A 17,215-nucleotide genomic window follows, 5' to 3' on the forward strand; every position below is an offset into this window, starting at 1 on the left:
TGTCAAAGAGCGAAAGCCATCCGGCTCGCGCTCACCCCGTTGTTCGGTCGTTTTTCATGCGTGGCCCGGGCCGCGCCTTCGTCATGCGCGGGCGCGATCCCGTCTTCGAGCGACGCGCAGATTTCGTCGGCGCGGCGCGCCAGGACCGACAGCAGCGTGTCGGACAGGCCGTGGCTGTCTTCGCAGCAGCCTTGCAGGTAGATGCGCGGCGCGAAGTGCTCGGGCGTCGCGAGCAGGTAGTCGCGCGTCACGTCGCCGCGCGTGAGCGCATCGCCCAGGTGCGGCGCGAGCCCTTCGAGCAGCGCCGAATGCGTGTCGCGGCGGTAGCCGGTCGCGAGCACGAGCGCGTCGAAACGCTCGACGCGCGTGGCGCCGTTCAGCCGGTCGCGCAGCGTCAGCTCGATGCGGCCGTCGGCGCCGCGCGTCGCGGCCTCGATCGCGCTGTTCGCGAGCAGCGCATGACGCGCCGTGCCGTCGACGCGCTGCAGATACAGCATTTCGTAGATCTGCTCGATCAGCGGCCGGTCGACCACCGCGTAGTTCGTGTCGCGATAGCGCTCGAGCAGCGCGCGGCGCGCGTCGTGCGGCTGCGCATAGACGACGTCGGTGAATTCCGGGCTGAAGATTTCGTTGACGAACGGGCTGTCGTCCGCCGGCTTCAGCGCGCCCGCGCGCATCACGAGGCTCGCGTCGACGTGCGGGAAGCGGCGCGCGAGGTCGATGAACACCTCGGCCGCGCTCTGCCCCGCGCCGATCACCGCGACGCGGCGGCGCTCGCCGTCGGGCGACGCGACGAGCCGGTCGATGTCGGTCAGGTACGTCGACGAGTGGATCACGCGGTCGCGGCCGAGCGCGGCAAACGCATCGGGAATCGCCGGCGTGCCGCCGACGCCCACCGACAGCGCGCGCGTGACGCGCTGGCGCTCGTGGCCGGCCGCGTCGCGCGACAGCACGCGCAGCGCGTCGATCTTCGCGCCGTCGCCGCGCACGGGTTCGATCCCCAGCACGGTCTCGCTGTAATGGACGCGATCGTCGAACGCGTCGGCCACCCAGCTCAGGTAGTCGTGGAATTCGACGCGGGTTGGATAGAAGTTCTTCAGGTTGATGAATTCGTTCAGCCGGCCGCGTTCGAACAGGTAGTTGATGAACGTGTAGCGGCTCTTCGGATCACGCATCGTGACAAGATCCTTCAGAAACGAGATCTGCATCCGGCAGTCGTCGAGCAGCATCCCGCGATGCCAGCCGAATTCCGGCTGGCGCTCGATGAAGCAATGGGCGAGCGTGTGCGCGCCGCTGCGCTCCGCGAGGCGCACGGCCAGCGCCAGATTCGACGGCCCGAAGCCGACGCCGATCAGGTCGAATACGGTTTCTCTCTGCATGTCTCTCAGCTCCCTTTATCGGTGAATCCGGCCCGTCAGACGTGACGGCCGGAGAAGAACGTCTCGCGCAGCGTGCGCATCCACAGCGGCTGCGCGTCGGCCAGCGCGAGGCGGCGCTGCCGCGCGAAGCCATGCCGCGCGAGATGGTCGGCAACCCGCGTGTGGCCGGCCGGAACGGCACAGCCGACCGCTTCGGTACGCAGGTCGTCGAGAAACAGGTAATGCACGACGGACGGCAGCCAGCCGGCCACGCGGTGCGCGCCGCGCCAGCGCGGCTCGCCGACCAGCATTCGCAGCCCGCGGTCGTAGTCGCGCGCCGCGACGTGCGGCGCGAGCGCGTCCTCCTTCAGCCAGAACGCTTCGAAATACGCGAACGGCTCGCCGTCGAAACAGCCGACGAGCGGCGTCACGTGCGGGTCGGCTTCCTGCGTGCCTTCCGCGCTGCGTTGCGCGGGCTGTGCACCTGGCCAGCCGTCGCGCACGCGCGGCTCGTCGAACCAGCGCGCGAGCCGCTCGGCGTCCTCGGCCGGCTGCCAGCCGCGCAGCGTGAAGCGCACGCCGAGCGCCGGCAGGTCGCGTGCATAGACGTCGCCGCGCGGTGCGGGCGGACGGCGCGGATGACGCCGGCCATCGGTGATCGTCGGCAGCGTCGCGCACGGCAGAGATGGGCCGACACGCCACAGGTCGGCCTGTTGCGCCCAGCCGTCGCGCATGCAGCGCCCGCCGTCGGCGAGGACGCCACTCGCGCGCAGCGCATCCAGCGCGACGGCCGGCCATGCGGCCGGGTCGAGCCGGATCGCCGCGTGGCGCGCGCTGTCCGAGAACGCCGCGGCCAGCGCGGCCAGCAGCGCGCGCCGCTGGTCGGCCGGCGCCGCACGATGGTTGTACGCGACGAGGCGCAGCGCGCCGTCGTCGCCGAGCTGCGCGCGCAGCAACTGCGCGCCGATGCCGTCGCCCTGCGCGACGCGGATCTCCGCGCCGTCGCGCGCGGCGAACAGGCCGTCCGCGAACGCGAGGCGATAGGTATCGAGCATCGTGAATCCGTCCGGGCGCACTTCAGCCAGCATGGCGCGCCTCCTGTCCCGTTTCCGCCTGTGCATCGAGCCGCGCACCGAGCGCCGCGAGCGTCGGCGCGGCGAATACGTCGGCGACCGTCAGCGCATGGCCGGCACGGCTTGCGGCATCGACGAAGCGCACGACGTCGAACGACGTCGCGCCGGCTTCGAACAGGTCCGCATCGGGCTCCGGGGCGGCCGTCGCGAACGTGTCCGACCACAGCGCGGCGAGCGTGGCGGCGGCCTGCGACGGCATCGCGTCGGGCCGTGTCGATCCTTTGGCGTGGGCGCTGAACGCAGGGTGCGTGGGCTTGGCTGCGCACGCATCGGGCGCGCCGAGCGCCGCCTCCGACGCGCCGGCGAAACGCGCGACTTCGTCGTGGTACAGATCGACGAGCGCGTCGACGAAATCGCGCGCGAGCAGTTCGTCCGCATACGAAAACGCGGCGCTCACGCGGCCGTCCGGATGCTCGACGACGTCCAGCTCCAGCGTGAACACGACGCGATGGCGCACGTCGTCGAATCCGGCCAGCGACAGGCCGGCCCAGTCGCGCGCGGCGGCGCCGGTCGGGCGCAGGTAGTTGAACATCACCTGGAACAGCGGATTGGCCTGCGCGGCGCGCGGCGCACGCAGCGCGGCCACGACGTCGGCGAACGGCACGTCGGCATGCGCATACGCGGCGAGCGCCGTGTCGCGCACTTGCGCGAGCACGTCCGCACGGCGCGCGGCCGGGTCGATCCGCGTGCGCACGACGACCGAGTTGATGAACAGGCCGAGCGCGGCGCGCGCCGCGTCGCCCGTCAGCTCGCGCGTCGACGCGAGCACGCCGACCGGCTGGTCGGCCGCGCCCGTCGCGCGGAACAGCGCGGTATTGAGCGCCGCGTGCAGCAGCATCGGCAGCGTCGCGTGCGAGGCCGACGCGGCGTCGCGCGCCGCGCGAATCAGCTGCGCATCGAACTCGAACGCGATGCGTGCCGCGCGCCATTGCGGCACGGCCGGCGCGTCGGCGCGCAGCGGCAATACGCGCGACGGCAGATCGGCGAGCGCATCGCGCCAGTACGCGACCCGCGCCGGATGGCACGGCGCGGGCAGCACGAGCGGTTGGGTGGCCGGTTGAATGGCTTGGGCGGCCGACGTGGCGTTGCGCTGCACGCGAGCGACATAGCGGGCGCGCACCGCGTCGAGCCACAGCTCGATCGATTCGCCATCCGACACGATGTGGTGGATCGTCACCGACAGCACGTGGTCGTCCGCCCCGAGCCGCAACACGCGGGCGCGCCACAGCGGCGCGTCGGTCGCGAGATCGAACGGCGCGAGCGCGTCCTCGTCGGTCAGCGCGGTGGCGCGGGCCAGTGCATCGGCTTGGGCCGACAGGTCGATCACCGGCAGGTCGACGGCAATGTCTTCCTCGATCCGCTGGCCCGGCAGCGCGCCGTCGCGGACGACGAGCCGCGCCCGCAACGCCGGATGCACGGCCGCCGCATCGGCGAACGCGGCGCGCAGCGCATCGACGTCGAGCGGGCCGCGCACGCGCAGCGCGACCGGAATGTTGTACGCGGCGCTGTCCGGCTGCGCGCGCCACAGGAACCACAGGCCGAGCTGCGCGGGCGACAACGGCCACACGCCGTGCGCGTCCGGTTTGGCCAGCGCGACGCCCGGCGCCGTGGCGCCGGTATGCGCGGCGCGCGGTGCGTCGGCCACCTGCAGCGCGTACTGCGCGAGCACGGGCGCCTCGAACAGCGCGCGCACCGGCACGTCGCGGCCGAGCCGCTCGGCCACGCGCGTCGCGACGCGCACGGCCGCGAGCGAATGGCCGCCGAGATCGAAGAAGTGATCGCCGCGGCCGACGCGTTCCAGGTTCAGCACGTCGCACCAGATCGCCGCGAGCGCGGCTTCGTCGCCGTCGTGCGGCGCCTCGTACACGCGTTCGACGCGCACCGGCGCCGGCAGCCGCGCACGGTCGACCTTGCTGTTCGCGTTGCGCGGCAGCGCGTCGAGCACGATCAGTTGCGCGGGCACCATGTAGTCGGGCAGCGTGCGGCGCAGATGCGCGTCGAGCGTCGCGGCTTCGACCGGCTGCGCGGCCGCCTGCGCTTCGGCGGTCAGCTCGACGTACGCGACGAGCTGCGCGAGCGCGCCCTGCCCGTGCACGACCGCGCAGGCTTCGCGCACCGCGTCGTGCGCGGCGAGCTGCGCTTCGATTTCGCCGAGTTCGATGCGCAGGCCGCGCAGCTTCACCTGGTGATCGACGCGGCCGATGAAATCGAACACGCCGTCCGCGCGGCGGCGCACGAGGTCGCCGGTGCGGTACAGTCGCGCGCCCGGCGCGCCATACGGATCGGGCACGAACCGCTCGGCCGTCAGCGCCGGACGGTCGAGGTAGCCGCGTGCGACGCCGATCCCCTCACCGCCCAGGTACAGTTCGCCGATCACGCCGACCGGCAGCGGATGCAGCCGCGCGTCGAGCACGTGCGCGGTGCGCGCGCCGACCAGCGTGCCGATCGGCAGATACGCGGCGTCGCCGAGCTTCGCGAGATCGTCGCCGGGCCGGAACATCCACAGCGTCGGCGTGATGACCGTCTCGGTCGGGCCGTAGCCGTTGACCACGCGCACGTTCGGCAGCGCGCGGCGCAGCATCGCGAACGCCTCGCGCGACGTCGCCTCGCCGCCGACGGTCAGCGAACGCAGCGTCGGCGGCGCGCCATGTGCGAGCGCCCATTCGGCGAGCTGGGCCGCGCAGCCGGGCGGCACGTAGGTCATCGTCACGCCGTCGCGGATCATCATCGCGCAGGTCTGCGCGGGCGGCCACAGCACGTCGGCCGTCACCGACACGGCGGCGCCCGACATGTATTGCGAGAACCAGCCTTCGTGCGCGCCGTCGAAATTGACCGACTGGAACAGCAGGAACACGTCGTTCTCGCCCGCGCCGTAGCGCTCGGCGATCGCCGCGCAATGCAGCGCGAACGACGCGTGGTCGACGATCACGCCCTTCGGCTTGCCGGTCGAGCCCGACGTGTAGATCGCATACGCCGCATGGCCGGGCAGCACGTCCGGCAGCGCGACGTGCGCGGCTTCGTCGAGCGCATCGATTTCGTCCGCACGCCAGATGCGCAGTTCAGGCAAGTCGGGCAGCGACGCGGCGCTCGCGGCGTCGGTCAGCACGTGCGCGATGTTCGCATCGCCGACGATCTGCGCGAGCCGCTCGCGCGGGTGAGCCGGATCGAGCGGCACGAACGCGGCGCCCGACTTCAGCACCGCGATCAGCGCGACGAGCAGGTCGACCGAGCGCTGCAGCGCGACGCCGACGCGCATCTCGGGGCGTACGCCGGCCGCCACCAGATGGCGCGCCAAACGTGCGGCACGCGCATCCACTTCGCCGCGCGTCAACGCGCGATCGATATCGGCGACGCCGCGTGCGTCGGGCCGCGCGTGCGCATGGGCGGCGATGCGTGCATGCACCGGTACGAACGGCTCGGCATCGGTCGCGCCGGCCGGCGCGTTCCATGCGAAAAGCTGTGCGCGTTCGTCGGCAGGCAGCCAGTCGAGATCGCCGATCGGCAGATCCGGGCGCGCGAGCGCATCGGTCAGCAGCGTGACGAAACGCGCGGCCAGCCGCGCGATCGCATCCGCGTCGAACAGGTCGAGCGCGTAGATGAAGGCTGCGTCGAACGTACCGTCCGATGTCGCTTCGATGGACAGTGTCAGGTCGAATTTCGCGGACGGCGTGCCGGACGGCAGCAACGCGGCCGACGCCGCGCCGAGCGCCGGCAGCGCGCGGCGTTCGCCGTACGCGGCCATCACCTGGAACAGCGGATGGTGGCTCGCGCTGCGCGGCACGCCGAGCGCATCGACCACCTGCTCGAACGGCACGTCCTGGTGCATCTGCGCGTCGACGAGCGCGCGCTGCGTACGCGCGACCAGCGACGAGAAATCGCCGTGCGCGGGCACGTCGACGTCGATCGCGAGCGTGTTGACGAAGAAGCCGATCAGGCCGGCGACTTCCGCGCGCTCGCGGTTCGCGGCCGGCACGCCGACGCAGATCCGTGCGTCGCCGGTCGCACGCGCCAGCAGCGCATCGAGCGCGGCGAGCAGCACCGCGAACGGCGTCGCGCCGGACGCGGCCGCGAACGCGCGCAACTGCGCACCGATACGCGCGTCGAGCGAAAACACATGGCGCGCGCCGCGCGCACTGCGACGGGCCGGCCGCGCGGTCGCGCCCGGCAGCGTCAGCACGCCGCGCTGCGGATCGAGCCGTTCGCGCCAGAACGCGAGCTGACGGTCGCGCTCGCCCGCATCGAGCCAGCGGCGCTGCCACAGCGCGTAGTCGGCGTACTGGATCGGCAGCGGCGCGAGCGGCACCGGCCGGTCGGACGCATACGCGCGATAGAACGCCGCGAGTTCTTCCAGCATCACGCCCGACGACCAGCCGTCCGACACGATGTGATGGACGGTCAGTGCGAGCCAGTGATGCGTCGCGTCGAAGCGCACCAGATGCGCGCGCACGAGCGGCGCCGTGCCGAGATCGAACGGCTCGGCTTCGTCGGCCGTCGCGACGGCTTCCGCGCGCGCTGCACGTTGCGCGTCCGGCAACGCTTCGAGATCGGTTTCGCGCCACGGGCAGCGCAGCGGCGCGTGGATCGTCTGCGCGACGCCGTCCTGCGCTTCGTCGAAGGTCGTGCGCAGCGCCTCATGGCGCGCGATCAACGCATCGCATGCAAGACGCAGCGCATGCACGTCGAGCGGGCCCATCAGCGCCAGGCGCTCGGTGATGTGATACGCGTCCGGCGCATCGATCAGCCGCGCGTGCAGCCACAGCCGTGTCTGCGCGAACGACGCCGGCACGCGGTCGCTGCGCGGCGTGCGCGGCGGGATCGGCAGCACGCGGAAGTCGATGCCGGCCGCGCCGAGCTTGTCGATGAAGACCGCGCGCTGCGCGTCGGGCAGTTGCGCGAAACGCGTCGCGAGCGCGAGCCAGTCGGGTTGAACCTTCGTCATCCGTCGTCCTTATTGGGTTTCCAGTTCGCCGAGCAGCGCGTCGATCGCGCTCGCCGCATCGGTCGCGCCGCGGGCCGCGCAGGCCGCGTCGATCGCTTCCGCGCAGCGCGCCAGCGTGCGCGTGTCGAACAGCGTGCGCAGCGGCAGCGCGAGTCCCCAGTGCAGGTTCGCCTGAGCATGGGCCTGCGTCGCGAGCAGCGAGTGGCCGCCGAGCAGGAAGAAATCGTCGTCGCGGCCGATCGCGTCCACGTGCAGCACGCGCTGCCAGATGTCGGCGAGCGCGCGCTCGGTGTCGGTCGCGAGTTCGACGGCTTCGGTTGCTTCACGCACCGGCGCGGGCAGCGCATGGCGGTCGCACTTGCCGTTCGGCGTAACGGGCAATGCATCGAGCTCGATCAACTGCGACGGCACCATGTACGCCGGCAGTTGCGCACGCAGTGCGTCGAGCAGCGCCGCACGGTCGAGCGGGCCGGCGTCGCCGCGCGCGACATAGCCGATCAGCTGTTCGTCGCGCACGATCACGACCGCATCGTTCACGCCCGGCGCCGCGCGCAGCAGCGCCTCGATCTCGCCCGGCTCGATCCGCTGGCCGCGCAGCTTCACCTGCGTGTCGACGCGGCCGAGATAGTCGAGCGCGCCGTCCGCGCGCCGGCGTGCGAGGTCGCCGGTGCGGTACATGCGGGCGCCCGGCACGAACGGATCGGGCACGAAACGCTCGGCGGTCAACGCGGGACGGCCGAGATAGCCGCGCGCGAGGCCCGCGCCCGCGAGATACAGTTCGCCGGTCGCGCCGGCCGGCACCGGCTGCCACGCGGCATCGAGCACGTGCAGTTGCAGGTTAGCGATCGGATGGCCGATCGGCACCGCTACCGCGTTCGCGTCGTCGGGGCCGCAGGTCCAGTGCGACACGTCGATCGCGGCCTCGGTCGGCCCGTACAGGTTCACGAGCGTCGCGTTCGGCAACAGGCGCGCCATCTTCGCGACGAGTTCGGGCGCCAGCGCCTCCCCGCTCGCGACGATCAGGCGCACACTGTCGCATTGCGCGGCCGCCGAGAAATCGTCGAGATGCGCGGCGAACGCGGCGAGCATCGACGGCACGAAATGCAGCACCGTCACGCCGTGCGCGTGGATCGCGGCGGCCAGACGGGCCGGATCGCGGTGGTCGCCCGGCGCGGCGATCGCGAGCTTCGCGCCGATCGCGAGCGGCCACACGAATTCCCACACCGACACGTCGAAGCCGAACGGCGTCTTGTGCAGCACGACGTCGTCGCGCGTCAGCCGGTACGCGTGCTGCATCCATGCAATCCGGTTCGCGAGCGCGCCGTGTGTGTTGCCGGCGCCCTTCGGCTTGCCGGTCGAGCCGGACGTGTAGATCAGGTACGCGAGCTGTGCGTCGTCGATCGCGACGGTGTTTTCGTCGATATCGCTCGCTTCGTCGGCCAGCAGGTCCGCGACCGTCAGCAATTGCGTATCGGCGCCGTCGCCCAGCGCGGCTTCGACCTGCTCGCGCAGATGCGCCTGCGTGATCGCGACGGCCGGCCGCGCTTCGCGCAGCAGATATGCAATGCGCTCGGCCGGATAGTCGGGATCGACCGGCAGGTAGGCTGCGCCGGCCTTCAGCACGCCGACGAGCGCCATCACCATGTCGAACGAGCGCTCGACGCACAGCGCGACCGGCGTGTCGGGCTGCACGCCGCGCCGGCGCAGCGCGGCCGCGATGCGCGACGTAGCGGCGTCGAGTTCGTGATAGGTCGCGCGCTGCACGCGGCCGTGAGCGTCCGCGTATTCGAGCGCGATCGCGTCGGGCGTCGCGCGCGCGGCGTCCATGAATTGCAGATGCAGCGGCTGGCGCTGCGCGTCCGGCCATGTTTGCGCGGTGTCCTGCGCGCGAGCCAGCGCGTCGCGGGTCGCGTCGTCGGCGATCGACAGCGTGCCGAGCAGCGCGTCCGGCGTACGGGCCAGCGCATCGAGTGCGCAAGCGAACGCGCGATGCCAGGTCTCGACCTGACGCGCATCGACGCGTGCGGTGTCGTAGCCGTAGTCGATCGTCAGTTTGGCGCCGCTTTCGATCACGAGCGTCAGCGCGAAATCGGTCGCTTCGATGCTGCGTACGCCGCTCAACGCCAGCGCGCGCGGATCGGCGTCGCGCACCGACTCGTCCACCGGATAGTTCTCGAACACGACCAGCGTGTCGAACAGTGCGCCGCCCGACCCGCGCGCCCAGCGCTGGATGTCGGCGAGCGGCGTGTGCGCGTGTTCGGCGGCCGCCGCGTTCTCGCGTTGCAGCGTTTGCAGCCAGTCGGCCGCACGTTGCTGCGGCGCCGGCGCGGTGATGACCGGCAGCGTGTTGATGAAAAGACCGAGCACCGAATCGACGTCCGCGAGCGCATCGGGGCGGCCGGCGACGGTCGCGCCGAACGCGACGGCCGGCTGATGCGTCATCCGCTGCAGCGCGAGCGCCCACGCGCCCTGCACCAGCGTGTTGACGGTCAGTTTCAGCGCGCGGGCGGTCTGCGCGACGCGCGCCGTCGTGTCGGCATCGAGCGTCGCGCGCCACGTGACCATCTCGGCATCCGCGCGGTCGGCCGTGCGTTCCGCGATCAGCGTCGGCGCGTCGAGCCGCGCCAGGCGTTCGGTCCAGAAGCGCTCGTCGGCGTCGCGGTCGCGCGTGCCGAGCCATGCGATGAAATCGCGATAACGCAGCGCCGGACGGCTCGCGAACGGCGACACGGCGTCCGGGTCGCGGTAGTCGCGCAGCACGTCGGCGAGCAGGCGCGCGGTGCTCCAGCCGTCGAGCAGCACGTGATGACGCGTCCAGACGACACGCCACGCGTCGTCCGTCACGCGGATCAGCGTGAGCCGCATCAGCGGCGGCTCGCGCCAGTCGAAGCCGCGCGTGCGGTCGGCCGCGAGCCACGCATCGAAATCGGCATCGAGCGTGTCGCCGCGCGTGCGCCAGTCGAGCTGCTCGACCGGCATGCGTGCGTGACGATGCACGCACTGCAGCGGCGCGGCCTCGTCCGGCATCACGCTCGTGCGCAGGATGTCGTGACGTGCGATGGACGCGTCGAACGCGGCCGCGAGCCGGTCGGCGTCCAGCGCGGTCGCGGTCGCGACGAGCTGGTTCACGTAGCTCGCGTGGCCGGGTGCGAACAGCGCATGGAACAGGATGCCCTGCTGCATCGGCGACAGCGGATACACGTCGTCGATCGTGCGCCAGTCGAGCGGCGCGCGCTCGATCGCAGCCTGCGTGAGGCCGGCGGCCTGCGCGAGCGGGAAATCGCCCGGTGTCGCGCCGGCGCCGCGATGCGCGACGCGTGACGCGCATGCATCGACGAGATCGCGCAGCGCTGCAGCGAAGCGTTCGGCGAACGCATCGATCGTCGCGCGTTCGAATTGCGGCGCACCGTAGACCCAATGCACTTTCAGCGTGCGCGCACCGTCGCTGTCCGTGTCGAGGTACGCATGGATCGCGAGCGTATTGCCGACCGGCCCCCGAGGATCGCGCTCGACACCGGTGCCGCCGAAACGCGGAACGAGCGTGGCATCGCGCGGCGCGTCGAACTGGCCCAGATAGTTGAACGTGACGCGCGGGCGCGGCACGGCGGCCAGCGCCGCACGCGTGGCCGCGTCGCCGTAGTGCGCGAGCACGCCGAAGCCGAGCCCCTTGTGCGGCACCGCGCGCAGCGTGTCCTTGACCGCGCCCAGCGTGTCGCGGGCCGTCGCTTCGACCGGCAGCGTCACCGGGTAATGGCTCGTCAGCCAGCCGATCGTGCGGCTGGCCTCCGCGTCGTCGAACAGCGCTTCGCGGCCATGGCCTTCCAGTTCGACCCGGCACGATGCGGCGCCGCGCGCGCCGGCCAGCGCCAGCGCGAGCGCCGCGCCGAGCAGCTCGATCGTCTGTGTGCGATAGGCCGCGTGCGCGTCGGTCAGTGCGGCGCGGGTCAATGCCGCGTCGATCGTCTGCACGACGACGGCTGCATCGGCGTTCGTCGCCGCTGCGTCGGGGTGATCGGCCACGATGTCGTCGCCGTGCGCCATGCCGGCCCAGTAGGCGGCTTCGCCCGCGAACGGCGACGCCGGTTCCGTTGCCGCGCGGGCGAGCCGTGCGGCCCAGGCGTCCGCGCGCAGGCCCGGCTGCGACAGGCGAACCGGCGTGCGTTCGCATGCGGCGCGGTAGGCGGTGTCCAGGTCGTCGAGCAGGATGCGCCACGACACGCCGTCGACGATCGCATGGTGAATCGCGAGATAGAGCCGCGTCGAACCGTCCGGCAGTCGTGCCGCGCATGCGCAGGCGAGCGGCCCGTTGCCGAGGTCGAGACGGCGTTGCAGCGCGTCGAAGCGTGCCAGCGCGTCGGCTTCGTCGCGTGCGGCGACTTCGACGAACGGCAGCGCGTCGTACGGCTTCGCCGCATCGCTCGCGTGCCACGTGCCGTCCGCGCCGCGCGCGAAGCGCTGGCGGAATGCATCGTGATGCGTGAGCAACGCGTCGAATGCGCGGGCGAATGCGTCCGCGTCGAACGCGCCGCGCACGTCGAACGATACCGACTGGTTCCAGTGGCCGCGGTTCGGGATATCGAGCGCGAAGAAGCGTTGCTGCGCGGGCGTCAGGATCGGCGCGGCGGCCGGCGTGACCGTTGCAGGCGCAACCGCCGGGTTCGAGGCAACAGCCGCGTCATCCGTTTTCGCGATGCGCGCGAGTTCGGCGACCGTCGGCCCGTCGAACAGTTGCTTCGGCGTGAAACGCACGCCGCGCTTGCGCGCACGGGCGATCACCTGCAGCACGAGGATCGAATCGCCGCCAAGTTCGAAGAAGTTGTCGTCGCGGCCGACCTTCGGCGCCTTCAGCACGGCCTGCCAGACGTCGGCGAGCACCGTTTCGACCGCGCCCTGCGGCGCATCGCTGGATGCGACCGCTACCGGCACGGCGGCCAGTTCGCGCAATGCCGCGCGATCGATCTTGCCGTTCGCCGTCACCGGCAGACGCGCGAGCGCGACGAATTGCGCAGGCACCATGTAGTCGGGCAACGTTGCGGCAAGCGCCGCGCGCACCGCGGCTTCGTCGAATGCCGCGCCGTCGCGCATCACGACGAACGTCGCGAGCCGCAGGCGGCCATCGTGCTCGATCGCGAGCGTCTCGGCCTGCGCGATCGGGCCGGCCGCGCGCACGGCCGCACTCACCTCGCCCGGCTCGACACGGTAGCCGCGAATCTTCACTTGATCGTCGATACGGCCGAGGAATGCGAGGCGGCCGTCCGTGCGCAACCGCACGCGGTCGCCCGTGCGATACAGCCGCGCGCCGGGCGTGAACGGATCGGGCACGAAGCGCTCCGCCGTTTGCGCGGGGCGGCCGAGGTAGCCGCGCGCGACGCCCGGCCCGCCCAGATACAGCTCGCCGGTCGCGCCGGCCGGCACGCATGCGCCGAACGCGTCGAGCACCAGCGCGCGCGCATTCGGCAGCGGCAGCCCGAGCGGCACGCCGCTCGCGGGATCGCGTGCATCGGCGGCAATCGACGCCGTGTCGCACGCGATCGCGCCAACCGTCGCTTCGGTCGGCCCGTAATGGTTGATCACGCGGCACGCCGGCGCGAGCGCGGCCAGCCGCGCGACGAGCGCCCACGTCAGCGTTTCGCCGCCCGTCACGAGCGCGTGGCGCGGCAGCACGTCGGCCGGCACGCGCGCGTCGAGCAGCGCCTGCAGGTGGCTCGGCACGATCTTCAGCACGCCGACGTCGCGACGGCGCATTTCGTCGGCGAACAGGTCCGGATCGAACGCGCACGCGGCCGGCAGCAGGTGCAGCGTGCGGCCCGCGCACAACGCGCCGAACAGCGTCGTGTGGCCGAGATCGGCGGCGACCGTCGAGACCATCGCGAACGATGCGTCGGGCGCGAACGCGAGTTCGTCGAGCATCCCCTGCACGTAGTCGGCCAGCGCGCCGTGCGACACGACGACGCCCTTCGGCGTGCCGGTCGAGCCCGACGTGTAGATCAGGTACGCGCCCTGTTCCGGGTGCGGTGCGACGCGCACGCCGGCCGCATGGGCGAGCGTCGCGTCCTGCGCGAGCGCGTCGACGTCGAGCGGCTGCGTGTCGATGCCGGCCGGCCATGCGGCCGGCTCCGCGACGAGCGCCCAGCTTGCGCCGCAGTCGGCCGCCGCCGCGGCGAGTCGCGCGGCCGGCTGCGCGGGGTCGAGCAGCACGGCCAGCGCGCCGGCCTTCAGCACGCCGAGCAGGCCGACGACGAAACGCGCCGAACGCTCGATGCAGACGACGACGGCCGTTTCGGCGGCCACGCCGCGTTGCGTCAGCGCCCGCGCGATGCGGTTCGATGCGTCGTCGAGTTCGGCGAACGTCAGCGATGCCGATGCGTCGGAAAGCGCGACGCGATGCGGATAGGCGGCCGCCTGCCGGGCGAATACGGCGACGATATCGGCATGTTCGATGCGCAGCGCACGGCCGTCGCGCGGCTGGCGCGACGCAGCCGAGGCATCGCACGGCAGCGCGGCCGTCGTGGCGTTCGGTTCATGGGCGGCGGACGCGACGAGCGCCGCATAGCTGTCGAGCCACGCACGCGCGGTATCGGCCTCGATGCAGTCGGTCGCATAGGCCGCGACCAGTTCGACGCCGTTCGCGTCGTCGGTGAAATCCAGCGCGAAATCGAAACGCGCGGCGAGATCGGGCCCCGGCGTCGCGACTGCGGTCGCGCCCGGCAGCACGCTGTCGTGCCGTGCGTCGAACTGCTGCGCGAACTTCACGCGCAGCCATTCGTCGCCGCGCTTGACGGGCGGCTTCACCGCGTCGACGACGCGCTCGAACGGCACGTCCTGGTGCGCGACCGCGTCGAGCGCCGCGGTACGCGCCGCGTCGACGAGCGCACGGAACGGCAGCGTCGGCGCCACGCGCACGCGCAGCGCGACCGTATTCAGGAACAGACCCAGCAACGCACGCGTTTCGGGGCGCTGACGATGCGCGACCGGCACCGCGACGACGACGTCCGTTTCGCCGGTCAGGCGCGACAGCCATGCGTCGAGCGCGGCCAGCAGCACCGTGAAGACCGTTGCCTGTGCGTCGCGGGCGAGTTGCCGCACGTCGGCCGCGACCGCATCGGGCAGGCGCACCGACACGCGCGCGCCGTGCAGCGTGCGCGTCGCGCCCGGTTGCCGGTCGGCCGGCAGCGCGAGCGGGCCCGGCACGTCGCGCAACGCGTCGCGCCAGTACGCGAGCTGACGCTCGCCCTCGCCGCCGGCGAGCATGTCGCGCTGCCAGTCCGCGTAGTCGGCGTACTGGATCGGCAATGCAGGCAGCGACGGCTCACGGCCTTCGGCATACGCGCAATACGCAGCCGACAGTTCGTCGAACGCGCAGCGCGAGCTCCAGCCGTCGGTGATCGCGTGATGCGCGGTCAGCAGCAGGCGGTGACGGTCATTGGCGAGCGCAACGAGTGTTGCGCGCAGCAGCGGGCCGTGTGCGAGGTCGAACGGCTCGGCCGCGTCGCGCTCGGCGAGACGCGCGGCTTGCGCGTCGCGGGCGGCCGGCGGCTGGTCGCGCAGGTCGACCGAGGCGATCGACACCGGCAGATGCGCATGAATCCGCTGCATCACGACGCCGTCGTCGTTGTCGACGAGCGTCGTGCGCCACGCTTCGTGCCGCCCGATCACGTGATCGAGCGCGCGCTGCAGCGCGTCGCGGTCGAGCACGCCGTCGATCGTCCAGTGTGCGGCGATGTGATATGCGGCGCTTGCGTCGCGCGTCTGCGCGAGCACCCAGAAGCGTTGCTGGGCGAGCGATGCCGCACGATCGACGTACGGCGCACCCGACACGGCCGCATCGGCCGGCGCGCGGCGCGCGGCAATCGTGGCCAGCGGTTCGCCGGTCTCGCGTTCCGCGCGATCGACGGCTTCGGCCAGCTCGGCGAGCGCCGGATCGGCGAACAGCGTGTCGAGCCGCAGGTTCACGCGCACGGCCGCACGGATCGCGGCCTGCAACTGCATCGCGGCGAGCGAATCGGCGCCCAGCGCGAAGAAACGATCGTCGCGCGACGGCGTGACGTCGAGGCCCAGCAGCGTCTGCCACAGCCCCGCGATCTGTTGTTCGGTCGGCGTGCGCGGCGCATCGCCGGCGGCTTGCGACGTGTCACGCGCGGCGGCAATCCGCTCGCGCAGCGCGGCACGGTCGAGCTTGCCGTTCAGCGTGTACGGCAGCACATCGCACCGCACGAACCGGTGCGGCTGCCACGCGGCCGGCAATTGCGCGGCCACGTGCGCCTTCAATGCGGCATCGTCGGCCGCCGCGCGCAGCGCGACGCACGCGATCAGCCGCGTCGTCCCGTTGGTGGTGTCGGCGATCACGGCCGCGTCGGCGACGGCCGGGTGCGAGCGCAGGCACGCGGCGATTTCCGCCGGCTCCACGCGCACGCCGCGCACCTGGACCTGATCGTCGAGGCGGCCCAGATAATCGTATGCGCCGTCGTCGCGCAGGCGTGCCAGGTCGCCGGTGCGATAAACGCGCGCGCCGGGTTCGCCGTCCACATCCGGAATGAAACGTTCGGCCGTGAGCGCCGCGCGACCGTGATAACCGCGTGCGACGCACACACCGCCGAGCAGCAGTTCGCCCACCCCGTCGGTGTCGGCGCCGTCGATGCGCGCGACGCGCGGGCCGATCACGCGGCCGATCGGCAGCGACGCATACGCGTCGTCCGCGGCCAGCACCGGCGTCTCGCCCGGCTCGACCGGCCACAGCATCGGCGAGATCACGGCCTCGGTCGGGCCGTAACCGTTGATCAGGCGGACTGCCGGGAAGGTGCGACGCACGAATTCGAATGCCTGCTGCGGCAGCGCTTCGCCGCCGAACGCGAGCACGCGCAACGCCGGCGGCACGCCGTCGCGCGCGGCGACGGCCGCGAATTCGCGCAGGTACGCCGGCGGAAACGCGGCGACGTTGACTGCTTCGCGCACCATCAGCGCATGCGCGTCGACCGGCGCGAACGGCTGCGGCGGCGCCACGACGATGCCGGCGCCGACCGCGAGCGGCGCGAGCCAGCATTCGTGCGCGGCGTCGAAATTGACCGACGCGAAATGCAGCAGACGGTCGCCGGCCTCGATCGGCAGCGCGGCCGCGAGCGCGTCGCAATGCGCGGCGAGCGGCCCGTGCTCGACGACCACCGCCTTCGGCGTGCCGGTCGAGCCCGACGTATAGATCATGTAGGCGGCCGACCGCGGATGCACGGTCACAGTGTCGTCATCGAACGCGTGATCGTGCGCGACGCCCGATGCTTCCACCGTCGCGTCGAACGCGTGTTCGAACGGCGTGCCGAGCGCCGCGCGGCCGGCGGCGTCGACGATGCCGTGCCGCAGGTGCGCGTCCTGCACGATCCAGTCGAGGCGCGCGGCCGGATGGCGCGGATCGAGCGGCACGAACACGCCGCCAGCCTTCAACACGGCCAGCAGCGCGACGAACAGTTCGACCGAACGTTCGACGCACACGCCGACCCGCACTTCGGCGCCGACGCCGGCCGCGCGCAGTTGCCGGGCGAGTTGCGATGCACGGGCATCGAGCGCACCGCGCGACAGGCGCAGGTCGTTCTGGAAAGGCACCGCGATGGCGGGCGCGTCGGGCGCGATGCGCGCCAGTTCGCGGATTCGGTGATGCAGCGCAGTCGGGAAACTCGTCATGTGCATGAAGTCCTTCGGTCCGGCCGCTTCGGCCAAGTCTCGGGGCCGCTTGGGGCGGCTTCACTGGTGTGACGAACGACGCGGCCGATTTTTTACCGTTTTGCACGCGAAGTGCG

The 17,215-nt window shown here is 72.1% G+C and carries 4 protein-coding genes; all 4 read right to left on the reverse strand.

Features of this window, described 5'->3' with window-relative positions; translation table 11 throughout:
* Window positions 1-2: 2 nt before the first annotated feature.
* From HWX14_RS03000 to HWX14_RS03015, 4 genes are read right to left on the reverse strand one after another with little or no spacing between them, the layout of a single operon-like run.
* Window positions 3-1,379 carry a lysine N(6)-hydroxylase/L-ornithine N(5)-oxygenase family protein gene (locus HWX14_RS03000; protein WP_175881487.1) on the reverse strand — a complete coding sequence of 459 codons (1,377 nt, stop codon included), beginning with the start codon at window positions 1,377-1,379 and terminating at the stop codon, window positions 3-5.
* A 35-nt stretch (window positions 1,380-1,414) separates the two neighbouring features.
* On the reverse strand, window positions 1,415-2,446 hold the full coding sequence (locus tag HWX14_RS03005) for a GNAT family N-acetyltransferase (RefSeq protein ID WP_175881488.1): 1,032 nt from the start codon (window positions 2,444-2,446) through the stop codon (window positions 1,415-1,417).
* Window positions 2,436-7,430 (reverse strand): non-ribosomal peptide synthetase, encoded by a 4,995-nt coding sequence (locus HWX14_RS03010; RefSeq protein WP_175881489.1) that lies wholly within the window; start codon window positions 7,428-7,430, stop codon window positions 2,436-2,438. Before HWX14_RS03010 ends, HWX14_RS03005 begins: the two co-directional genes overlap by 11 nt.
* 9 nt (window positions 7,431-7,439) lie before the next feature.
* On the reverse strand, window positions 7,440-17,099 hold the full coding sequence (locus tag HWX14_RS03015; protein ID WP_175881490.1) for a non-ribosomal peptide synthetase: 9,660 nt from the start codon (window positions 17,097-17,099) through the stop codon (window positions 7,440-7,442).
* Window positions 17,100-17,215 lie beyond the last annotated feature (116 nt).

This window comes from Burkholderia sp. BCC0044 (assembly GCF_902832955.1).
GTDB lineage: Bacteria > Pseudomonadota > Gammaproteobacteria > Burkholderiales > Burkholderiaceae > Burkholderia.